This is a genomic window from Microbacterium sp. NPDC064584, assembly GCF_040687315.1.
In the GTDB taxonomy this organism is placed as follows: Bacteria; Actinomycetota; Actinomycetes; order Actinomycetales; family Microbacteriaceae; genus Microbacterium; species Microbacterium lacus.
The window spans coordinates 44,830-58,566 of the sequence record NZ_JBFBMZ010000012.1; the positions used below are offsets into that span (position 1 = coordinate 44,830).

Consider the following 13,737-nt stretch of genomic DNA (forward strand, 5'->3'; position numbering starts at 1 on the left):
CAGAGGTCACTCGGAACCACCCTCCAGTCGGGCGCGCGGAGCGCGACGGGTGAAGAAACGACGCAGGGCGATCGCGTCACGGAACTGCGCCCTCAGTCCCGGCAGCGCGACCCCCGCGACGGCGATGACCAGAAGCGTGACGGCGGTACCCGCGAGCAGTCGCAGAACCGAGCTGTGCACGGAGATCAACTCGGTCACCGCATACGCCCCCACGGTCGCGACGCCGATCACGCTCAGCCAGCGGATACCCGTGACGAACATGCGCTTCGCGGGCGCGTCGGACACCCGCGAAAGCCAGATCAGACTGACCGGCCAGAACAGGACGAGGGTGGCGGTGTACGCCCACGCGACGCCCATGACGCCCCAATTCGAGCCGATCAGGATCATTGCGATCGCGAGTGGTCGGGTGGCGAGCGCGTAGTACAGGTTCTGCTTGACCAACCCGAGGGCAAGGAACACCCAGTAGCTCGCATAGGTCGCTGCCTGGAAGGCGCCGCCGATTGCGAGCACCTGGAAGATGGGCGCGGCCGCCAGCCATTCTCTGCCCAACGCGAGCCGGATGATCGCGTCGGACTCCGACACGCAGAGCGAGGTGACGACTCCGACGATCACCAGCATGGCGAACTGGCCCGTGAGGATGAACTGCGCGAACCGCTCGGGCGCGGACTGCAACTTCGACAACACCGGGAGTGCGACTCTCGTCGCGGGGGCTTGAAGCTGGGTGAGCGGCATCGTCACGAGCTGAAAGGCGCGATTGTAGAGGCCGAGGCTCGTCGCCCCGAATCGCATGCCCAGCACCACGGAGTCGACGTTCTTGCTCGCGTAATTCAGCAGATGGGAACCTGCGACCGCCGCGCCGAAGGAGACGAAGGGCTTGATGGAGGTGCGTCGGTCGTACCAGCGCGGAACCCACCGCGAGAAGGCCGCACACAGCACGAGAACGACGGTCACCTGCGCGACCTGCTGCCACGCAAGCGCCCACGCACCTGCACCGTTCGCTGCGAGGATGATCGCGAGGACGAGACCGATGACCTGTCCGGCCGTCTCGGCCCCCGCGAGGCGGCCGAACTGCAGCGACCGTGTCAGGTTCGCGGTGAACTGCACGCTAGCGCCTCGAAGGAAGAAGCACACAGCCAGTGCGATCGTCAGCGGCTGGAGTTCCGGCGTGTCGTAGAGCGCGGCGATCGCGCCGGATGCGGCGATGACGATCAGGGTCAGAGCGAGGCCGATCAGCGCGTTGATCCAGAACAGATTCGACTTCTGGCGCTCCGAAATCTCCTTGGCCTGTACCGCAGCCTGACCGAGACCGAAATCGCGGACGATGTCCGCGATGCCGATGATCGCAAGGATCATCGTCACCAATCCGTAGTCGACCGGGGTCAGCAGACGCGCGAGCACGACGATGCCGACCAGCTGGATGACGATGCGAAGTCCCTGCGCGCCGAGTGTGACCGCCGCGCCCCTCGATGCAGCCGCTCCCAACGACACGGGCGGAAGGGCGCGAGCTGTGCGCTTCATCATGTCGCCGGCCGAGGTCGACGACGGATGAGGCGCCCGAGCACGGGGTCCGCTGCACGGCGGAGGACGCTTCGGTTCTCCGAGCCGGCGATGAGCCAGAGCGTCCCGGCGTACACTGCGCCGCCGAGGACCGCGACCGGCAGCGCGAACGTCCAGAACGATGCGCGCGCGTCCGCCCATGAGGAGAACTGGAGCAGGGCCATGGCCACGCCGGGAACGGTGATGGCCGCGAGGCAGCGCGCCACCTGTCCCAGATAGCGCCACACCTGCAAGGCGATGTAGCGGTGCAGAAGGAACAGTCGAAGCGGCCAGAGCAGAATACGCGACAGACGCGACAGCGCGACGCCCGCGACGCCGAACGGGAGCAGCAGGAACACGGCCACGATCCCGACAACGCTCTGCAGAACCGCGAGCCCGAGCGCGGGGCGGGCATGTCCCGTCGACAGCATGACCGAACGGTCGAAATACATGATCGTGCCGAACGCCCAGCCCGGCGCCAGAATCCACAGCAGCGGAATCGAGGCCTCCCAACCGGGCCCGAAGAGCATCGGGATGATCTGGGGGGCGAGGATCGCCACGAAAGCGAAGATCGGGAAGCTCACGGATGCCGCAACGAAAGTGAGCTGGCGGAAGATCCGGTTGAGGCGCGGTAGGTCGTCTTGGACCCGAGAGAAGGTCGTCAACGAGATCCTCGATATCACCGACGTGACGAGATCGATCAAGATGGTGCCGACCCGCTGCGCGAGGTAATAGAAGCCGAGCTCGTCTGCGCTGAAGAATGCGCCGATCAGGATCTTGTCGATGTTGGACTGGATGGCGTCCAGAAGCTCGATTCCGAGGACGCTCGCGCCGACGGTCCACAACGATCTGAACGAGGCGAGGGAGTACTCCAGTCGTGGTCGCCACGGCGACGATGACCATAGGGCGATCGCCGAGGCTGACGCCGACGCCAGCGCCAGGCCGACCAGCGCCCATACGCCGAAGCCCAGCAGCGCCAGGGGAATGGCCACCGCCGCTCCGGCGAAGGTGCCGATCGACTGACGGATCGAGAGAGCCTTGAAGTGGAACTCCCGCTCGAGTAGCGCGGCCGGTGTCTGCGAGAGCGCAGATATCGGTAGAGCGATCGCCAGAACTCGAAGGACGGGGGCGAGGTCCGGCTCGGTGAAGAGGCCGGCTATCGCGTCGGCTGAGAAGAAGACCCCCGCATAGAGGACCAGGGCGATACCGAGGGATGTCCAGAATGCCGTCGACGCGTCGGCCTCGTCGAGCGTCTTCTTCTGAATCAGGGCCTTGCTAAAGCCGCTGTCGACGAAGACCTGCAGAACGGCCATGAAGGCAGTGGCAAGCGAGATGACCCCGAAATCGCTCGGATCGAGCAGACGCGCGAGAACCGCGAAGACGGCGAGTGTGACCAGCCTGGACGTCCAGCGCTCGGCGACCACCCATCCGATGGATCGAGTGGCCTTGCGACCGAGGTTGTCATCAGCCAGGCTCATAGCTTCGTGAGCGTCTTCCTCACCGCGCGCTGCAGACGGCGAGCCGTCACCCTCGACCGGGTCGAGACGCTTTCCCAGATCGCGACCGGACCCACGCTCGACCAGATCGTCGAAACCGGCCCACGCTGCGGAGAGATGCGGAAACTGCGTCGGATCCGCGGGCCCAAGGGCCTCGCCACCCCGGTCATCGCCTTGCCCGAATGATTCTCACCGGTATCGACGTGATAGACCGCCGCCCGCATCGGCAGCGGCTCGAGAGTCCGCCCTCGAGCCCGATGCCACTCCACCGCGTGGCGATGGGCACCCAGCATGGCTTCGAGCCGCTCACCGAAGCCGTCGACCACCTCCTGCTGGGTGGCGGAGACATCGAGGTCCGTGGGCACTTCATACGCCTCGTACGGCAGGATGTAGCACGTTCCGCAGGTCCGATTGAAGTCATTCTGACGTCGGTAGGCGTTCCGAGCCCTCGAGTACATCCACCCGCGGTCGATCATCCATCCGGAGTGCCCCTTGCGAGCGCCGACGTACTCCGCCAGTTCCGCGTGCACGAAGTCGTCGGCGTCGAAGATCATCACGTGATCGGGTGAGAACTCCCGAGCGGCGAGCAGACCTATGCCGATCTTCGTTCCCTTGTCCCGCACGAAGGGAGCGCGGTCGGTTCGCGGGCCGTTCGGGGGCGCAGGCGGATCGAACTCGACCGGGACGAAGTGAACCTTGTCCGGGAGGACGAACTGCGGCCGTTGGTTGCCGACGACGATCACGACGAAGTCGTCGCTGGTCTGCTCTGTGACCGAAACGAGGGTCTCCCGGAGGAGACTTTCGACGCGCCCGTAATCCGCCGAGTTCTGCGGGTGGCGCAGCGAAGTGATGAAGGCGAGCATCAGACCGTCACCGCCTGCATCGCCAGTTCTCTCGCCTCGTCGATGTCGGTCGCATAGCTGGCCGTTGAAAAGCGCCCGGTGTATTCGTCGTAGACAGATCCGATCTTGCGGTAGTTGTTGTCGAGGACGATGTGGTCCAGACCGAGAAGTGCCGCAAGCACGTGCGCATGCAGCCGATCGACTACGACCAGCCCCGCGCGTGAGTAAAGTTCGACCGCGCCGCTCACATTCATCCGGTTCAACAAACCGATCGCCTGCTCCGCGCCGAAATGAGCCACACCGGCCCCCAGAACCCGACGGCGACGCTGCGTGCGGACCACGCGATGGTCAGCCTTGGTCAGCATTCGCGCGGCTTGCCACAGCACTTCGGCCGGGCCGTCACCCGGCCCCCAATCCGTCTTGGTGATCGTGGCGCCGGGAAGCCAGTCGGCTCCGATGTCATGCAGACCGGAGGAACGCTCCACGTCCGCGCGGGCGATGACGAGGACATTCCTCCGATCGTTGACTGGGACGGGCGCCGCGGGTGGTGCATATCCGAGCGCCATGTCATAGCAGAACGTGACGGCGACATCGGGGAGTTGAACTCGCGCACGTTTGATCGACTCGTGGTCGCGGAGCAGCAGCGAGAAGTCCGGGTGCGCACCGATGATCTGGTTCGCGGTCGCCGCCTTCTTTTCATCGCGGAAGTAGATGGACTGAGGAAGCTGCACGATGCGGTAATCGGGGAAATCCCGGACGATCTGTTCGCGATGCGTCTGGTGCCCGGGCCAGAGGTCTCCGAAGTTCCCGCCGCCGTGCAGGAGGATGACGCCTGACGGCATCGCCCTGCGCAGGCGCGAGGGGTCGTAGCCCTGGATGTCGGCGACATACCGGACTCGGAGACCCATGCGCTCGAGGTACGCAATCTCGCCCGCCCAGATGAGGGAGTCGCCCACGTTGCGTTGGTTCGGAGCGTCCAGCAGAGCGACTTCAGCGCCACCGAGCAACGGCCCCATGATGCTGATCGAGTCGAGTCTGAGCTGCTCGAGGTACGCGGCATCCGTCTTCAGCACCAGATCGCCCTGCTTCCTCTGCGGTCGCGAGCAGAGGTCTCCCGAGATGGAGTGACAGCTGCTCTCCCCCATCGGTGAGGTATGCCGAGCGTAACGCGCGAGTGTAACCGCGAGGTTTCGAGTGATCGACCGGCCCGCTAACAGTCGCTGGGTGCCGGACCTACCTGACTGCCGCTGAATTGCCCGGAAGCCACGCGAATCCGCTCAGCGCCGCGCCGGTGTCGTACAGAGTCTGGCTCGGCTGCCCCGCCGGCAGTTCCAGATAGGCCTCGGCAGTCGTGGACGTTCCTGCGTACCGCCAGATACGCAGAGCTTGCGGACCGCCTTTCGTGGTCACGACCAAGAGGAGTGTTCCGCCGGATGGCGCGACAGCCGACGTGTAGGCGGACGCGCTCGTGAACGTCCCGTCGGGCATCAAAGCCTGGAGCCGATATCGCTTCTTCGCGGACGTGAGCGTCCCGACCAGGCCCCCCACGGGAGTCGAGACCACAACCGACGGCGTGCCCTTCGCCGCGGTGCCCGGCACGGTCGTCTGGCGCACCTGCCAACCCCCACCGGGATTGCTCACCTCGAAGTCCCCGCTCGCGATTGCGGCGCGTGAGGCGACAACAGCGGTCGCCACGCCCGATACCCCCGCCACGTGCGGTCCCGGGGACGAATCCCACACCCCCCCGATGGAGCGCACACTCACCATCGATGTCAGACCGCGCGCTTCCACGCGCGTGCCCGCGATCGGCGTCTCGATGGAAACGAGCGCCCCCAATTGATCGTCCGAGTCCAGGAGGGCTCTCATCTCGATGCAGTCGCGCAGCGTCACGGACGACGGCACGGTTCCGTAGTCGCGAATACGGACGGCCGGCGGCAGCGTGGTCCCGACCGACGCTCTCGCCAAGTACAACGCGGTCGTGTCGATGACGACTTCTGAGCTCTTGACATCAATCATGGTCTCGTTCGCCAGAGGTGTCTCCTGATGACCGCCGCGAATGATCACCGCCGAGCACGAGTCGACCTCGACCCGTCCCGTCACCGTGGACACGATCTCAGCGCCACGGCAGTACTTGAGCCGAGCCATGCCCACGGTGGAGTCGGCTTTGCATGACTGCATCAGCAGCCCATCACCCGAGGCGATCTGCTCGACCAGCACTGACGACGACGGTCCACCGCCCCGATTGTGGCACTGAAGGAAGACGTTCGCGTCGCAGTAGTCGAACCACGAGAGAAGCGTCCTCGCCCGCCGGAGGATGACGGTTTCGAATCTGAGCGCCGTCCGGTTCGCGAACGCGAATCCGACGTTGGCGCCGTTGCCGTCCACCGTGCCGTTGCGGACGATGAGGCTGATGAGCGCACCGGTATTCTGACCGCTCGCCCGGCTGGCCAACGAGACATCGACCTTGCCGTTCGCGAACGCCGTTCGCTTGGTGTTCGGAAAGATCGCCCATTTGACCGCGGGTTCGCGATAGAAGGCATCCGTCGTCGGAAGATTCGGCCCAAGCAACAGAGTCGCACCGTTGAGATCAAGAACGTACATCGTCGTCCAGGGAGCGCGGTCGAGGAAGATCGGGCTGTTCAGGAAGTATGTGCGGTTCGGCTCGAACACGGGAAGAGTTCCTGCGTCGAACGCTGCCTGGATGCCGGGCGCGTCGTCGGTGACGCCGTCGCCGGCAAGTGTGCGGACGACGGCCGCTTGCGCGGGTTGGGACAGCAGGGCTCCTGATAAGGCAGCCCCGACCGTGCCTGCGGACAGAGTCTGAAGGAATCGGCGGCGAGAGGTGGACGGGCGAGGGGCTTTGTCGGACATGCAGACTCCAGTCGGTTCGTGCCTTTCCCCCAAAAGGACCTCGTGCTGGTTCCCACTATGTCCTAAGTTCGGTCGCCGGCCGCGCCGATGTGTAAACGGAGCGTGAAGAGTCGTTACGCCGGCGTAAACGTCTTCTGCAGTGCGGCATATCAGCGGCTCCTTCGCCCTAGCGTGGGCATCGTACCGGCTGTCGCCAGCGTCGTTCCGACACCATCAGTCCGATACACGGGCCGATGCCCGTGGTCGTCCGTGTGACGGAGACCCGAATGATGCAGGCACCGCTTTCCGAACAGAACGACGCTTCACCCACCAAGACCCTCTACGTCTGCTCCACCGGAGGGCACCTCACCGAGTTGCTGAGAATCGAGTCTCGGCGCGGCGTGAACCCGGAATCCGTCTGGGTGACATTCGACACTCCTCAGAGCAGACACGCGCTCTCGGGTCGGCGAACCGAGTTCCTGCCCTACGTGGGGCCTCGCGACCTGAAGCGCACGGTAGCGGCGATCCCCGCCTTGACGCGGATCATTCGAGCGGAGCACTTCGAGTCGGCGATCTCGACCGGTGCCGCGATCGCTGCGGCGGCCCTGCCCCTCGCACGCATGCACGGAATCCCGAGCTCCTACATAGAGAGCGTCTGTCGACTGCACGGACCATCGGCCACCGGGAAGCTGTTGATGCGAATCCCCGGCGTCGACCTGAAGACGCAGCACGCCGAGTGGGCGGGCGGCCGCTGGGAGCCGTACCCCAGCATCCTCGACTCCTTCTTCAGTGAGGAGCGCTTGTCTCCCCTCGAACCGCTGCGAATCTTTGTCACGCTCGGCACGATCCGGGGCTACAGGTTCGACTCGGTCATCGATGCTCTGTTGGCCACAGGCCTGGCGAACGAGGACACCGTGTGGCAGCTGGGAGAAACGAATCGGTCGGACGTCCTTCCCGGCCAGGTGTACGACTACATGGCGCCGGACGAGTTCGCGCGCCACGCGTCGGAAGCCGATGTCGTCATCACCCACGCAGGAGTGGGCACGCTGGTGGAGTTGCTGGCGCTCGGGATCTACCCGATCCAGGCTGTGCGCCGCGCTTCACGCGGCGAGCACGTCGACGACCATCAACTGGAGATCGCGGAGCTCGTCAGGGCCAGCGACATCGGAATCGCGGTCGAAGGACCCGATCTCACGGCCGACATCGTGCGGCAGGCGGCGTCCCGGCGCATCATCGACGGCCGATCCGCCGTTCTGGAAATGGAGTGACATGACAACGGATGTGTTCGCGGTGGGCCGCGGCCAGTACGAGAACATCGGCGACATCATCCTGCGCCGACCGCTGCTGGACTGGGCGCGTGAGGGCGGTCGCCTCCACGTCTATGTCGGCGATTCTCCGGACGGGTATGACGAAGGGCTCGGCATCGGCGGAGACGACGTCGTCTACCGCTCACTCAGCAAGTGGTATGTGGCTCTGCTGGCGGCCGCTCTTCGCGGCACAGCGAGTTCGATCTACAAGCCGGGCGAGATCCAGTTGACCATCGTCGGCATGAAGGAGCACGTCGTCATGCTTCCGGCAGTCGCACTGATCCGGCTCAGGGGCGGCAGCGTCAGTCGTATCGGTGTGGGAGCTCGAAACTTCGCCGCAGCTCCTCGCGCACTGATGTGGCCGTCCAATGCCCTGAGCAGCTACACCCGATGGCGTGACGACCGCACGGCGGAGTACATGGGCTTCGGCGAGGCGATGCCAGACCTCGGATTCGCGGAGGGACTCGACGACGCGACTCTCGAACGTTCGATCTCCGAGTCCGCCGCAGAGCGGGATGTCATGGTCATCTCTCTGCGCGACGACACCGAGGTCGCGCCGCGACCGTACCCCGAACCCGAGTGGTTCGACGGAGTGCGCGCGTACGCGCAGTCGGAGTCACTAGAGCTCTGGGTCGTCACGCAGGTCTCCGTCGACAATGATCGATCTCGCAGACTCGCCGCAGATCTCGGCGCACAGCTGCTCGAGTGGGACCAGCTCGGCGATCATGCCGCTCAAGAGCGGCGCCTGCGCGCGCTCTACCGCAGAACTCGCGTCGCTGCGAGCGACCGGCTGCACGTGATCATCGCGGCGTTCACCGAGGGCGCGGTACCCGTGGGGCTGCAGCTGGACGACTCGGATAAGGTTTCGCGTCACTTCTCATCGATCGGGATCGATGATGTGGCCATCAACACCGCCGGCCTGTCCGCGATCGATCTGAGCACCGCGCTTCGGCGCATCGGCGGGAGGCGAGAGGAGAAGATCCGGAAACTGCTCGCAGCGCGAACTCGTCTGGAATCCGTTCGGGCCGATCTTGGCGCGCTGCTGACCAAGAGCACGGAGCTCGTCGACGATCGGACGGCAGCCGTTGCCTGAGCCACGCCCCCACGTCTATCACGTCGGACGTGCCGGAGACATCCCCGGCGGGATGACCCAGGTCGTCAATGCCTACGTGAACTGGCCCTTCGAGCACGTGGATGTCGAGGTGATCGAGTCGCGCGGCGATCCCGGTGATCACGTGGCGGCAGCGCGCAAGTTCCTCCGGGCGATGGCGCAGGTGCGCCGTATCTCTCGGCGGAGAGGCGAGCTCACACCTGTTCTCGTCATCCATCTCAGCGAACGAGGCTCGTTCGTGCGAGAAGGGACGATCGCGCGCTACGCCAATCGGCTCGGCATCCCAGTGATCGCCCACATGCACGGCAGTGAATTCGCACAGCACGAGAAGAAGAGCCCGAAACAAGTGGCGAAGGTGCTGGCGGCCTGCGTGAAAGTGATCACTCTCAGCGAGGAGACGAGCGCGATCTGTGCACGGCACGTGGATCCGAGCCGCGTTTCGCTCGTGCCCAATGCTGTCCCCGGAGCGCACCGGGTTGAAAAGCAGCGAATCGTCGTCTTCGGCGGCGTCGTATCCCACCGCAAAGGGATCGACGTGCTGCAAGAAGCTTGGAGACAAGCGGCCCCCGACCCCTCGTGGCAGCTCGTCGTCGCCGGCCCCATCCGCGACGAGCACCTCGTCGATCGAAGTCTGCCGAACGCCGTCTTCGTCGGGGGACTCAAGCACGACGAGCTGATGTCGAAGCTCGACACCGCCGCTGTTGCGGTCCTGCCTTCACGAGACGAAGCGATGCCGATGTTTCTTCTCGAGGCGATGGCGCGGCATACATGCGTCATCTCCACCACTGTCGGCGGAATCCCCGAGTTGCTGTCCGACGGATGCGGCCTTCTCGTCGAAGCGGGATCGGCCGATGAACTGACGGATGCCCTCGTTACTGCGACATCGAACGAGCGTGTCAGGACCGAGATCGCCGATGCCGGTTGGAAGCGGTTCCAGGAGCAATTCTCGGCTGACGCCGTCTACCCGAGAATCGAAGAGATCTGGCTGGAAGCCGCCACCGGATCGGACTCTGTTCGACAGCGCGTCGTTCCGTCGGGTAGAGCCGGCTGAGGGATGCCGGCGCCGGCGTGCCACGAGCCCGAAACATGAGCGTGCTAGGAAGGATGAGGGCATTTGGCCCCTTCCCCCGCCGCCGATGACTGCCGGCACACCTCTCCCCCACGCACCACGAGGAGTCTCATGAAGCTGTCGGTCATCGGATGCGGATACCTGGGCGCGGTTCACGCCGCCGCCATGGCGTCGATCGGCCACGACGTGGTCGGCATCGACGTCGACGAGAACAAGATCGCGTCACTCTCCAAAGGCGAGGCGCCGTTCTTCGAACCCGGGCTGCCGGAGATCCTGAGCGAGGGCATCGCCTCCGGTCGCCTGCGGTTCACGACCGACATGAGCCAGGCGAAGGGTGCGAAAGTGCACTTCGTCGGTGTCGGCACCCCGCAGGTGAAGGACGGGTACGCCGCCGACATGACCTACGTCAACGCGGCTATCGACGGACTTCTCCCGCATCTGAGCGAGGGCGACATCGTGGCGGGCAAGTCGACGGTGCCCGTCGGCACCGCGGCGAGACTCGCCGAGCGGGTCACTCCCACCGGCGCCACCCTGGTCTGGAACCCCGAGTTCCTCCGCGAGGGATTCGCCATGAAGGACACGATCGACCCCGACCGACTCGTCGCTGGTGTCCCCGCGGGCGAGGCGGGGGAGGCGGCGACCGAGACCCTCCGCGCCGTGTACCACCCGGCGATCGAGAAGGGCACACCCTTCCTTGTGACCGACTACGCCACAGCCGAGCTGGTGAAAGTGGCGGCCAACGCGTTCCTCGCGACCAAGATCTCCTTCATCAACGCGATGGCTGAGATCGCCGAGGTCACCGGAGCCGACGTGACGCAGCTCGCCGACGCGATCGGACACGACGCGCGCATCGGCCGGCGCTTCCTCGGGGCCGGCGTCGGCTTCGGCGGCGGGTGCCTTCCGAAGGACATCCGCGCCTTCTCCGCGCGGGCGGAGGAACTGGGCCGCGGCGAATCCGTCGCGTTCCTGCGCGAAGTCGACGCGATCAACCTGCGCCGGCGCGACCGCGCCGCCCAGCTCGTGATCGACGCGTTCGAGGGCAATGTCTTCGAGAAGAAGATCACCGTCCTCGGCGCGGCATTCAAGCCGCACAGCGATGACATCCGCGATTCCCCCGCCCTCGACGTCGCCGTGCGCCTGCGCGGTCTCGGCGCCGATGTGACCGTGACCGACCCGGAGGCCATCGCCAACGCCCGGCGTGTGCACCCGCAGCTGCGGTACGTCCAGGACCGCGACGAGGCCCTGACGGACGCGGACGCGGTCGTCGTCGTGACCGAGTGGGACGAGTACCGTCGTCAGCTCGCGCCCGAGCACGCCTCCACGCTCGCTCGGGGTCGGCTGATCATCGACGGCCGCAACTGCCTCGACCCCGCGGCGTGGCGGGCGGCCGGCTGGACGTACTACGGCATGGGTCGTCCCTGACCGTCACTACCTCGTCACTTTCACCGTCAGCTGCTTGCTCGTCGTGGATCCGGCGGCGTTCGTGAACTGCACGGTGTAGACGTACGTGCCCTTCGGCTTTCCGGACACGGACACCGTCGCCTTCTGCGCGTTCGGCGTCGCGGCGGAGAGCGAACCGGTGCCGATCACCGTCGTCCCCTCGCGGAACGTGTAGCTCGTCCCGTTCGTCCCCCACCACATGTTCGCGGTGAGGACGTACGAGCCGTTCTTGTCGGAGTTGTCATCGCTGAGCACCGGCAAGCCCGGACTCGCGTCCGTCACCTTGACCGCGAGCGGCTTGGTCGTCGTCACGCCGCGCGAGTTCTCGAGCTCGGCGACGTAGGTATAGGTGCCGTTCGCCTTGCCGGTCACGGCGAACGTCGCCTTCTGCGCGTTCGGCGAGTTGCGCGTGAGCTCCTGCTCGCCGATCAGGACGCCGTTCTCGAGCAGGCGCACGATGCGGGCGTTCTCTCCCGACCAGAGGTTCATGACGACGTTGTAGTCGCCGTCCTTCAGGCCGGTGTCCCAGCCGTTGTCCGTGCTGAGCACCCCCAGTGCCGGCACCGTGAGCGACCCGTCATCCGGCGGCGCATCGGGCACCCCGAGGGCGAACGGACTGAAGCTCGTCGTCACCCCGCACACCTTGCCGGGCTCGCGCGAGGTCGTGATGTTCGTCCACGTGTATCCGCCCGGCACCGCCAGCTCGTGATGATAGAGGTAGGGCGGAGTGCCCGGCAGGTTCGCGGTGTCATACGTGATGCACACCGTCACCGGTCCGCCCGGCGTCGCGGTCGAGTCGAGGTGGTAGTACAGCGGCGGGTCGCTCGCGAGGGTGAAGCCGCTCGGCGCGGGACCCGTCGTGCTGACGGCGGCCGTCGTCGTCCCGGCCGTCGTTCCCGCCGGGAAGTCGAGCGTCACCTGCGTCGCCGCGAACGGCAGGGTCGCGGTGGACGGCCCCGCCGGGGTCGACGCGGATGCCGAGGCCGAAGGCTCCGTGATCGCGAAGTACTCGTACCCACCGGCCGGCCAGTACTCGTCCGCAGGATCCCCGAGCAGGAGCTGATACCGCTCCCCCAGCGGGAGGTCGCTCGGCACGACGAACGTGCCGCTGAACGTGCCGTCCGGCCCCACCGTTCCGGTGCCGACCGGGACGGCATCCACAGGCAGCGCCGCCATGCTCACGTAGAACCAGAAGTAGTCCAGGTCCGGCACGAAGTACATCTGCAGCTCGTCGCCCGCGGTGAGATCGGGCGCCGTGACCGTGGCGACGACACCGGGGAAGAGTTCGCCGTCCGGGGCGGACACACTCGTCGCCGATCCGATGCCGACGTTGAAATAGCCGGCGGGGTCACCGAAGCGCACCGGCACGAACCGGCCGGGCAACGTGTAGGAACTGAGCAGCGCGCCCGTCGTGTACGCCGGCTCGGTCGCGGGTGGCACGGGGGCCACTTCGGTCACCGCATAGACGCCGAGAGTGCGGCCCGACCACGCAGGGAGGGAGAAGTCATCGCCGCTGTCGAAGTTCTTCCAGGTCGCGCCGGGGGCGATCGTGACGACGAAGCTCGTGGTGAGGCCGTCGAAGCCGTCGCCGAGCATCTGCCACGTGCTCGGCTGCCAGAACGGGACGAGATCGCCGGCGACGTCGAGATCCATCGCGAGACCGATCTGCATCGGCACCGCCGACGTGTTCTCGACCTCGACCTTGAAGACCGGCGAAGGCGCCGCGTACTCGCGGCCGCCCAGGTAAGCCGTGGTCGAGGTGCCGAGGAAGAAGTCCACGCGGTAGTCGGGGGTCTCGGTCGACGACGCGGGCGTCGGATCCCACACCGGTGGTGCCGGCTCCGCCGCCGTCGCCGGCGCGACGGCGGCTGTGACGAGCAAGAGGGCCGCGAGCGCCGTCGCCGCGATCGTGGTTCGGGTGTGCACGCGCATGAGAGCCTCGGCATCCGCCCGGCCACTCCCACGGCGACTCGGGCCGCTCGAGCCCGCCGCACTGCGGGCAGAAGCGTGTGGCCGCATCATTCACCCGCTCGTGGCGGGAGTCAAGAGGGGTCGGCAACGGCCCCGGGGGCAGCGCAACGGGTGA

At 66.2% G+C, this 13,737-nt stretch carries 10 protein-coding genes; 4 read left to right on the forward strand and 6 right to left on the reverse strand.

Going from position 1 to position 13,737, the window contains the following annotated elements; all coding sequences use genetic code 11:
* Window positions 1-6: 6 nt before the first annotated feature.
* The 5 genes from AB0P18_RS15425 to AB0P18_RS15445 form a co-directional block, all read right to left on the reverse strand.
* Window positions 7-1,521, reverse strand: a complete 1,515-nt coding sequence (locus AB0P18_RS15425; RefSeq protein WP_363360767.1) for a lipopolysaccharide biosynthesis protein — start codon at window positions 1,519-1,521, stop codon at window positions 7-9.
* The gene (locus AB0P18_RS15430) at window positions 1,518-3,014 is read right to left on the reverse strand and encodes a lipopolysaccharide biosynthesis protein (RefSeq protein WP_363360768.1); all 1,497 of its coding nucleotides are present in this window, start codon (window positions 3,012-3,014) and stop codon (window positions 1,518-1,520) included. Before AB0P18_RS15430 ends, AB0P18_RS15425 begins: the two co-directional genes overlap by 4 nt.
* On the reverse strand, window positions 3,011-3,895 hold the full coding sequence (locus AB0P18_RS15435; RefSeq protein WP_363360769.1) for a hypothetical protein: 885 nt from the start codon (window positions 3,893-3,895) through the stop codon (window positions 3,011-3,013). The genes AB0P18_RS15430 and AB0P18_RS15435 overlap by 4 nt, the downstream gene beginning before the upstream one ends.
* Window positions 3,895-5,019 (reverse strand): polysaccharide pyruvyl transferase family protein, encoded by a 1,125-nt coding sequence (locus tag AB0P18_RS15440; protein WP_363360770.1) that lies wholly within the window; start codon window positions 5,017-5,019, stop codon window positions 3,895-3,897. Before AB0P18_RS15440 ends, AB0P18_RS15435 begins: the two co-directional genes overlap by 1 nt.
* A gap of 88 nt (window positions 5,020-5,107) precedes the next feature.
* Window positions 5,108-6,745 carry a twin-arginine translocation signal domain-containing protein gene (locus AB0P18_RS15445; RefSeq protein WP_363360771.1) on the reverse strand — a complete coding sequence of 546 codons (1,638 nt, stop codon included), beginning with the start codon at window positions 6,743-6,745 and terminating at the stop codon, window positions 5,108-5,110.
* A gap of 599 nt (window positions 6,746-7,344) precedes the next feature.
* On the opposite strand from AB0P18_RS15445, the gene AB0P18_RS15450 reads away from it, so the two are divergent.
* The 4 genes from AB0P18_RS15450 to AB0P18_RS15465 all read left to right on the forward strand — a co-directional run bounded on the left by AB0P18_RS15450 (window position 7,345) and on the right by AB0P18_RS15465 (window position 11,633).
* Window positions 7,345-7,992 carry a glycosyltransferase gene (locus AB0P18_RS15450; protein ID WP_363360772.1) on the forward strand — a complete coding sequence of 216 codons (648 nt, stop codon included), beginning with the start codon at window positions 7,345-7,347 and terminating at the stop codon, window positions 7,990-7,992.
* Window position 7,993: 1 nt separating this feature from the next.
* Window positions 7,994-9,124, forward strand: a complete 1,131-nt coding sequence (locus tag AB0P18_RS15455) for a hypothetical protein (protein WP_363360773.1) — start codon at window positions 7,994-7,996, stop codon at window positions 9,122-9,124.
* Window positions 9,125-9,176: 52 nt separating this feature from the next.
* Window positions 9,177-10,193, forward strand: coding sequence for a glycosyltransferase family 4 protein (locus tag AB0P18_RS15460; RefSeq protein ID WP_363360774.1), 1,017 nt, complete (start codon window positions 9,177-9,179; stop codon window positions 10,191-10,193).
* Between the two features lie 129 nt (window positions 10,194-10,322).
* Window positions 10,323-11,633: a UDP-glucose/GDP-mannose dehydrogenase family protein gene (locus tag AB0P18_RS15465; RefSeq protein WP_363360775.1), complete on the forward strand. Its 1,311-nt coding sequence runs from the start codon at window positions 10,323-10,325 to the stop codon at window positions 11,631-11,633.
* 6 nt (window positions 11,634-11,639) lie between these two features.
* On the opposite strand, the gene AB0P18_RS15470 is transcribed toward AB0P18_RS15465, so the two are convergent.
* Window positions 11,640-13,577, reverse strand: coding sequence for a chitinase N-terminal domain-containing protein (locus AB0P18_RS15470; RefSeq protein ID WP_363360776.1), 1,938 nt, complete (start codon window positions 13,575-13,577; stop codon window positions 11,640-11,642).
* Between the last annotated feature and the right edge of the window lie 160 nt (window positions 13,578-13,737).

What these genes read in the sequence shown, in the direction of transcription:
- AB0P18_RS15425 (WP_363360767.1), bottom strand. Translation starts at nt 1,521, where the DNA reads ATGATGAAGCGCACAGCTCGCGCCCTTCCGCCCGTGTCGTTGGGAGCG.
- AB0P18_RS15430 (WP_363360768.1), bottom strand. Translation starts at nt 3,014, where the DNA reads ATGAGCCTGGCTGATGACAACCTCGGTCGCAAGGCCACTCGATCCATC.
- AB0P18_RS15435 (WP_363360769.1), bottom strand. Translation starts at nt 3,895, where the DNA reads ATGCTCGCCTTCATCACTTCGCTGCGCCACCCGCAGAACTCGGCGGAT.
- AB0P18_RS15440 (WP_363360770.1), bottom strand. Translation starts at nt 5,019, where the DNA reads ATGGGGGAGAGCAGCTGTCACTCCATCTCGGGAGACCTCTGCTCGCGA.
- AB0P18_RS15445 (WP_363360771.1), bottom strand. Translation starts at nt 6,745, where the DNA reads ATGTCCGACAAAGCCCCTCGCCCGTCCACCTCTCGCCGCCGATTCCTT.
- AB0P18_RS15450 (WP_363360772.1), top strand. Translation starts at nt 7,345, where the DNA reads ATGCACGGAATCCCGAGCTCCTACATAGAGAGCGTCTGTCGACTGCAC.
- AB0P18_RS15455 (WP_363360773.1), top strand. Translation starts at nt 7,994, where the DNA reads ATGACAACGGATGTGTTCGCGGTGGGCCGCGGCCAGTACGAGAACATC.
- AB0P18_RS15460 (WP_363360774.1), top strand. Translation starts at nt 9,177, where the DNA reads ATGACCCAGGTCGTCAATGCCTACGTGAACTGGCCCTTCGAGCACGTG.
- AB0P18_RS15465 (WP_363360775.1), top strand. Translation starts at nt 10,323, where the DNA reads ATGAAGCTGTCGGTCATCGGATGCGGATACCTGGGCGCGGTTCACGCC.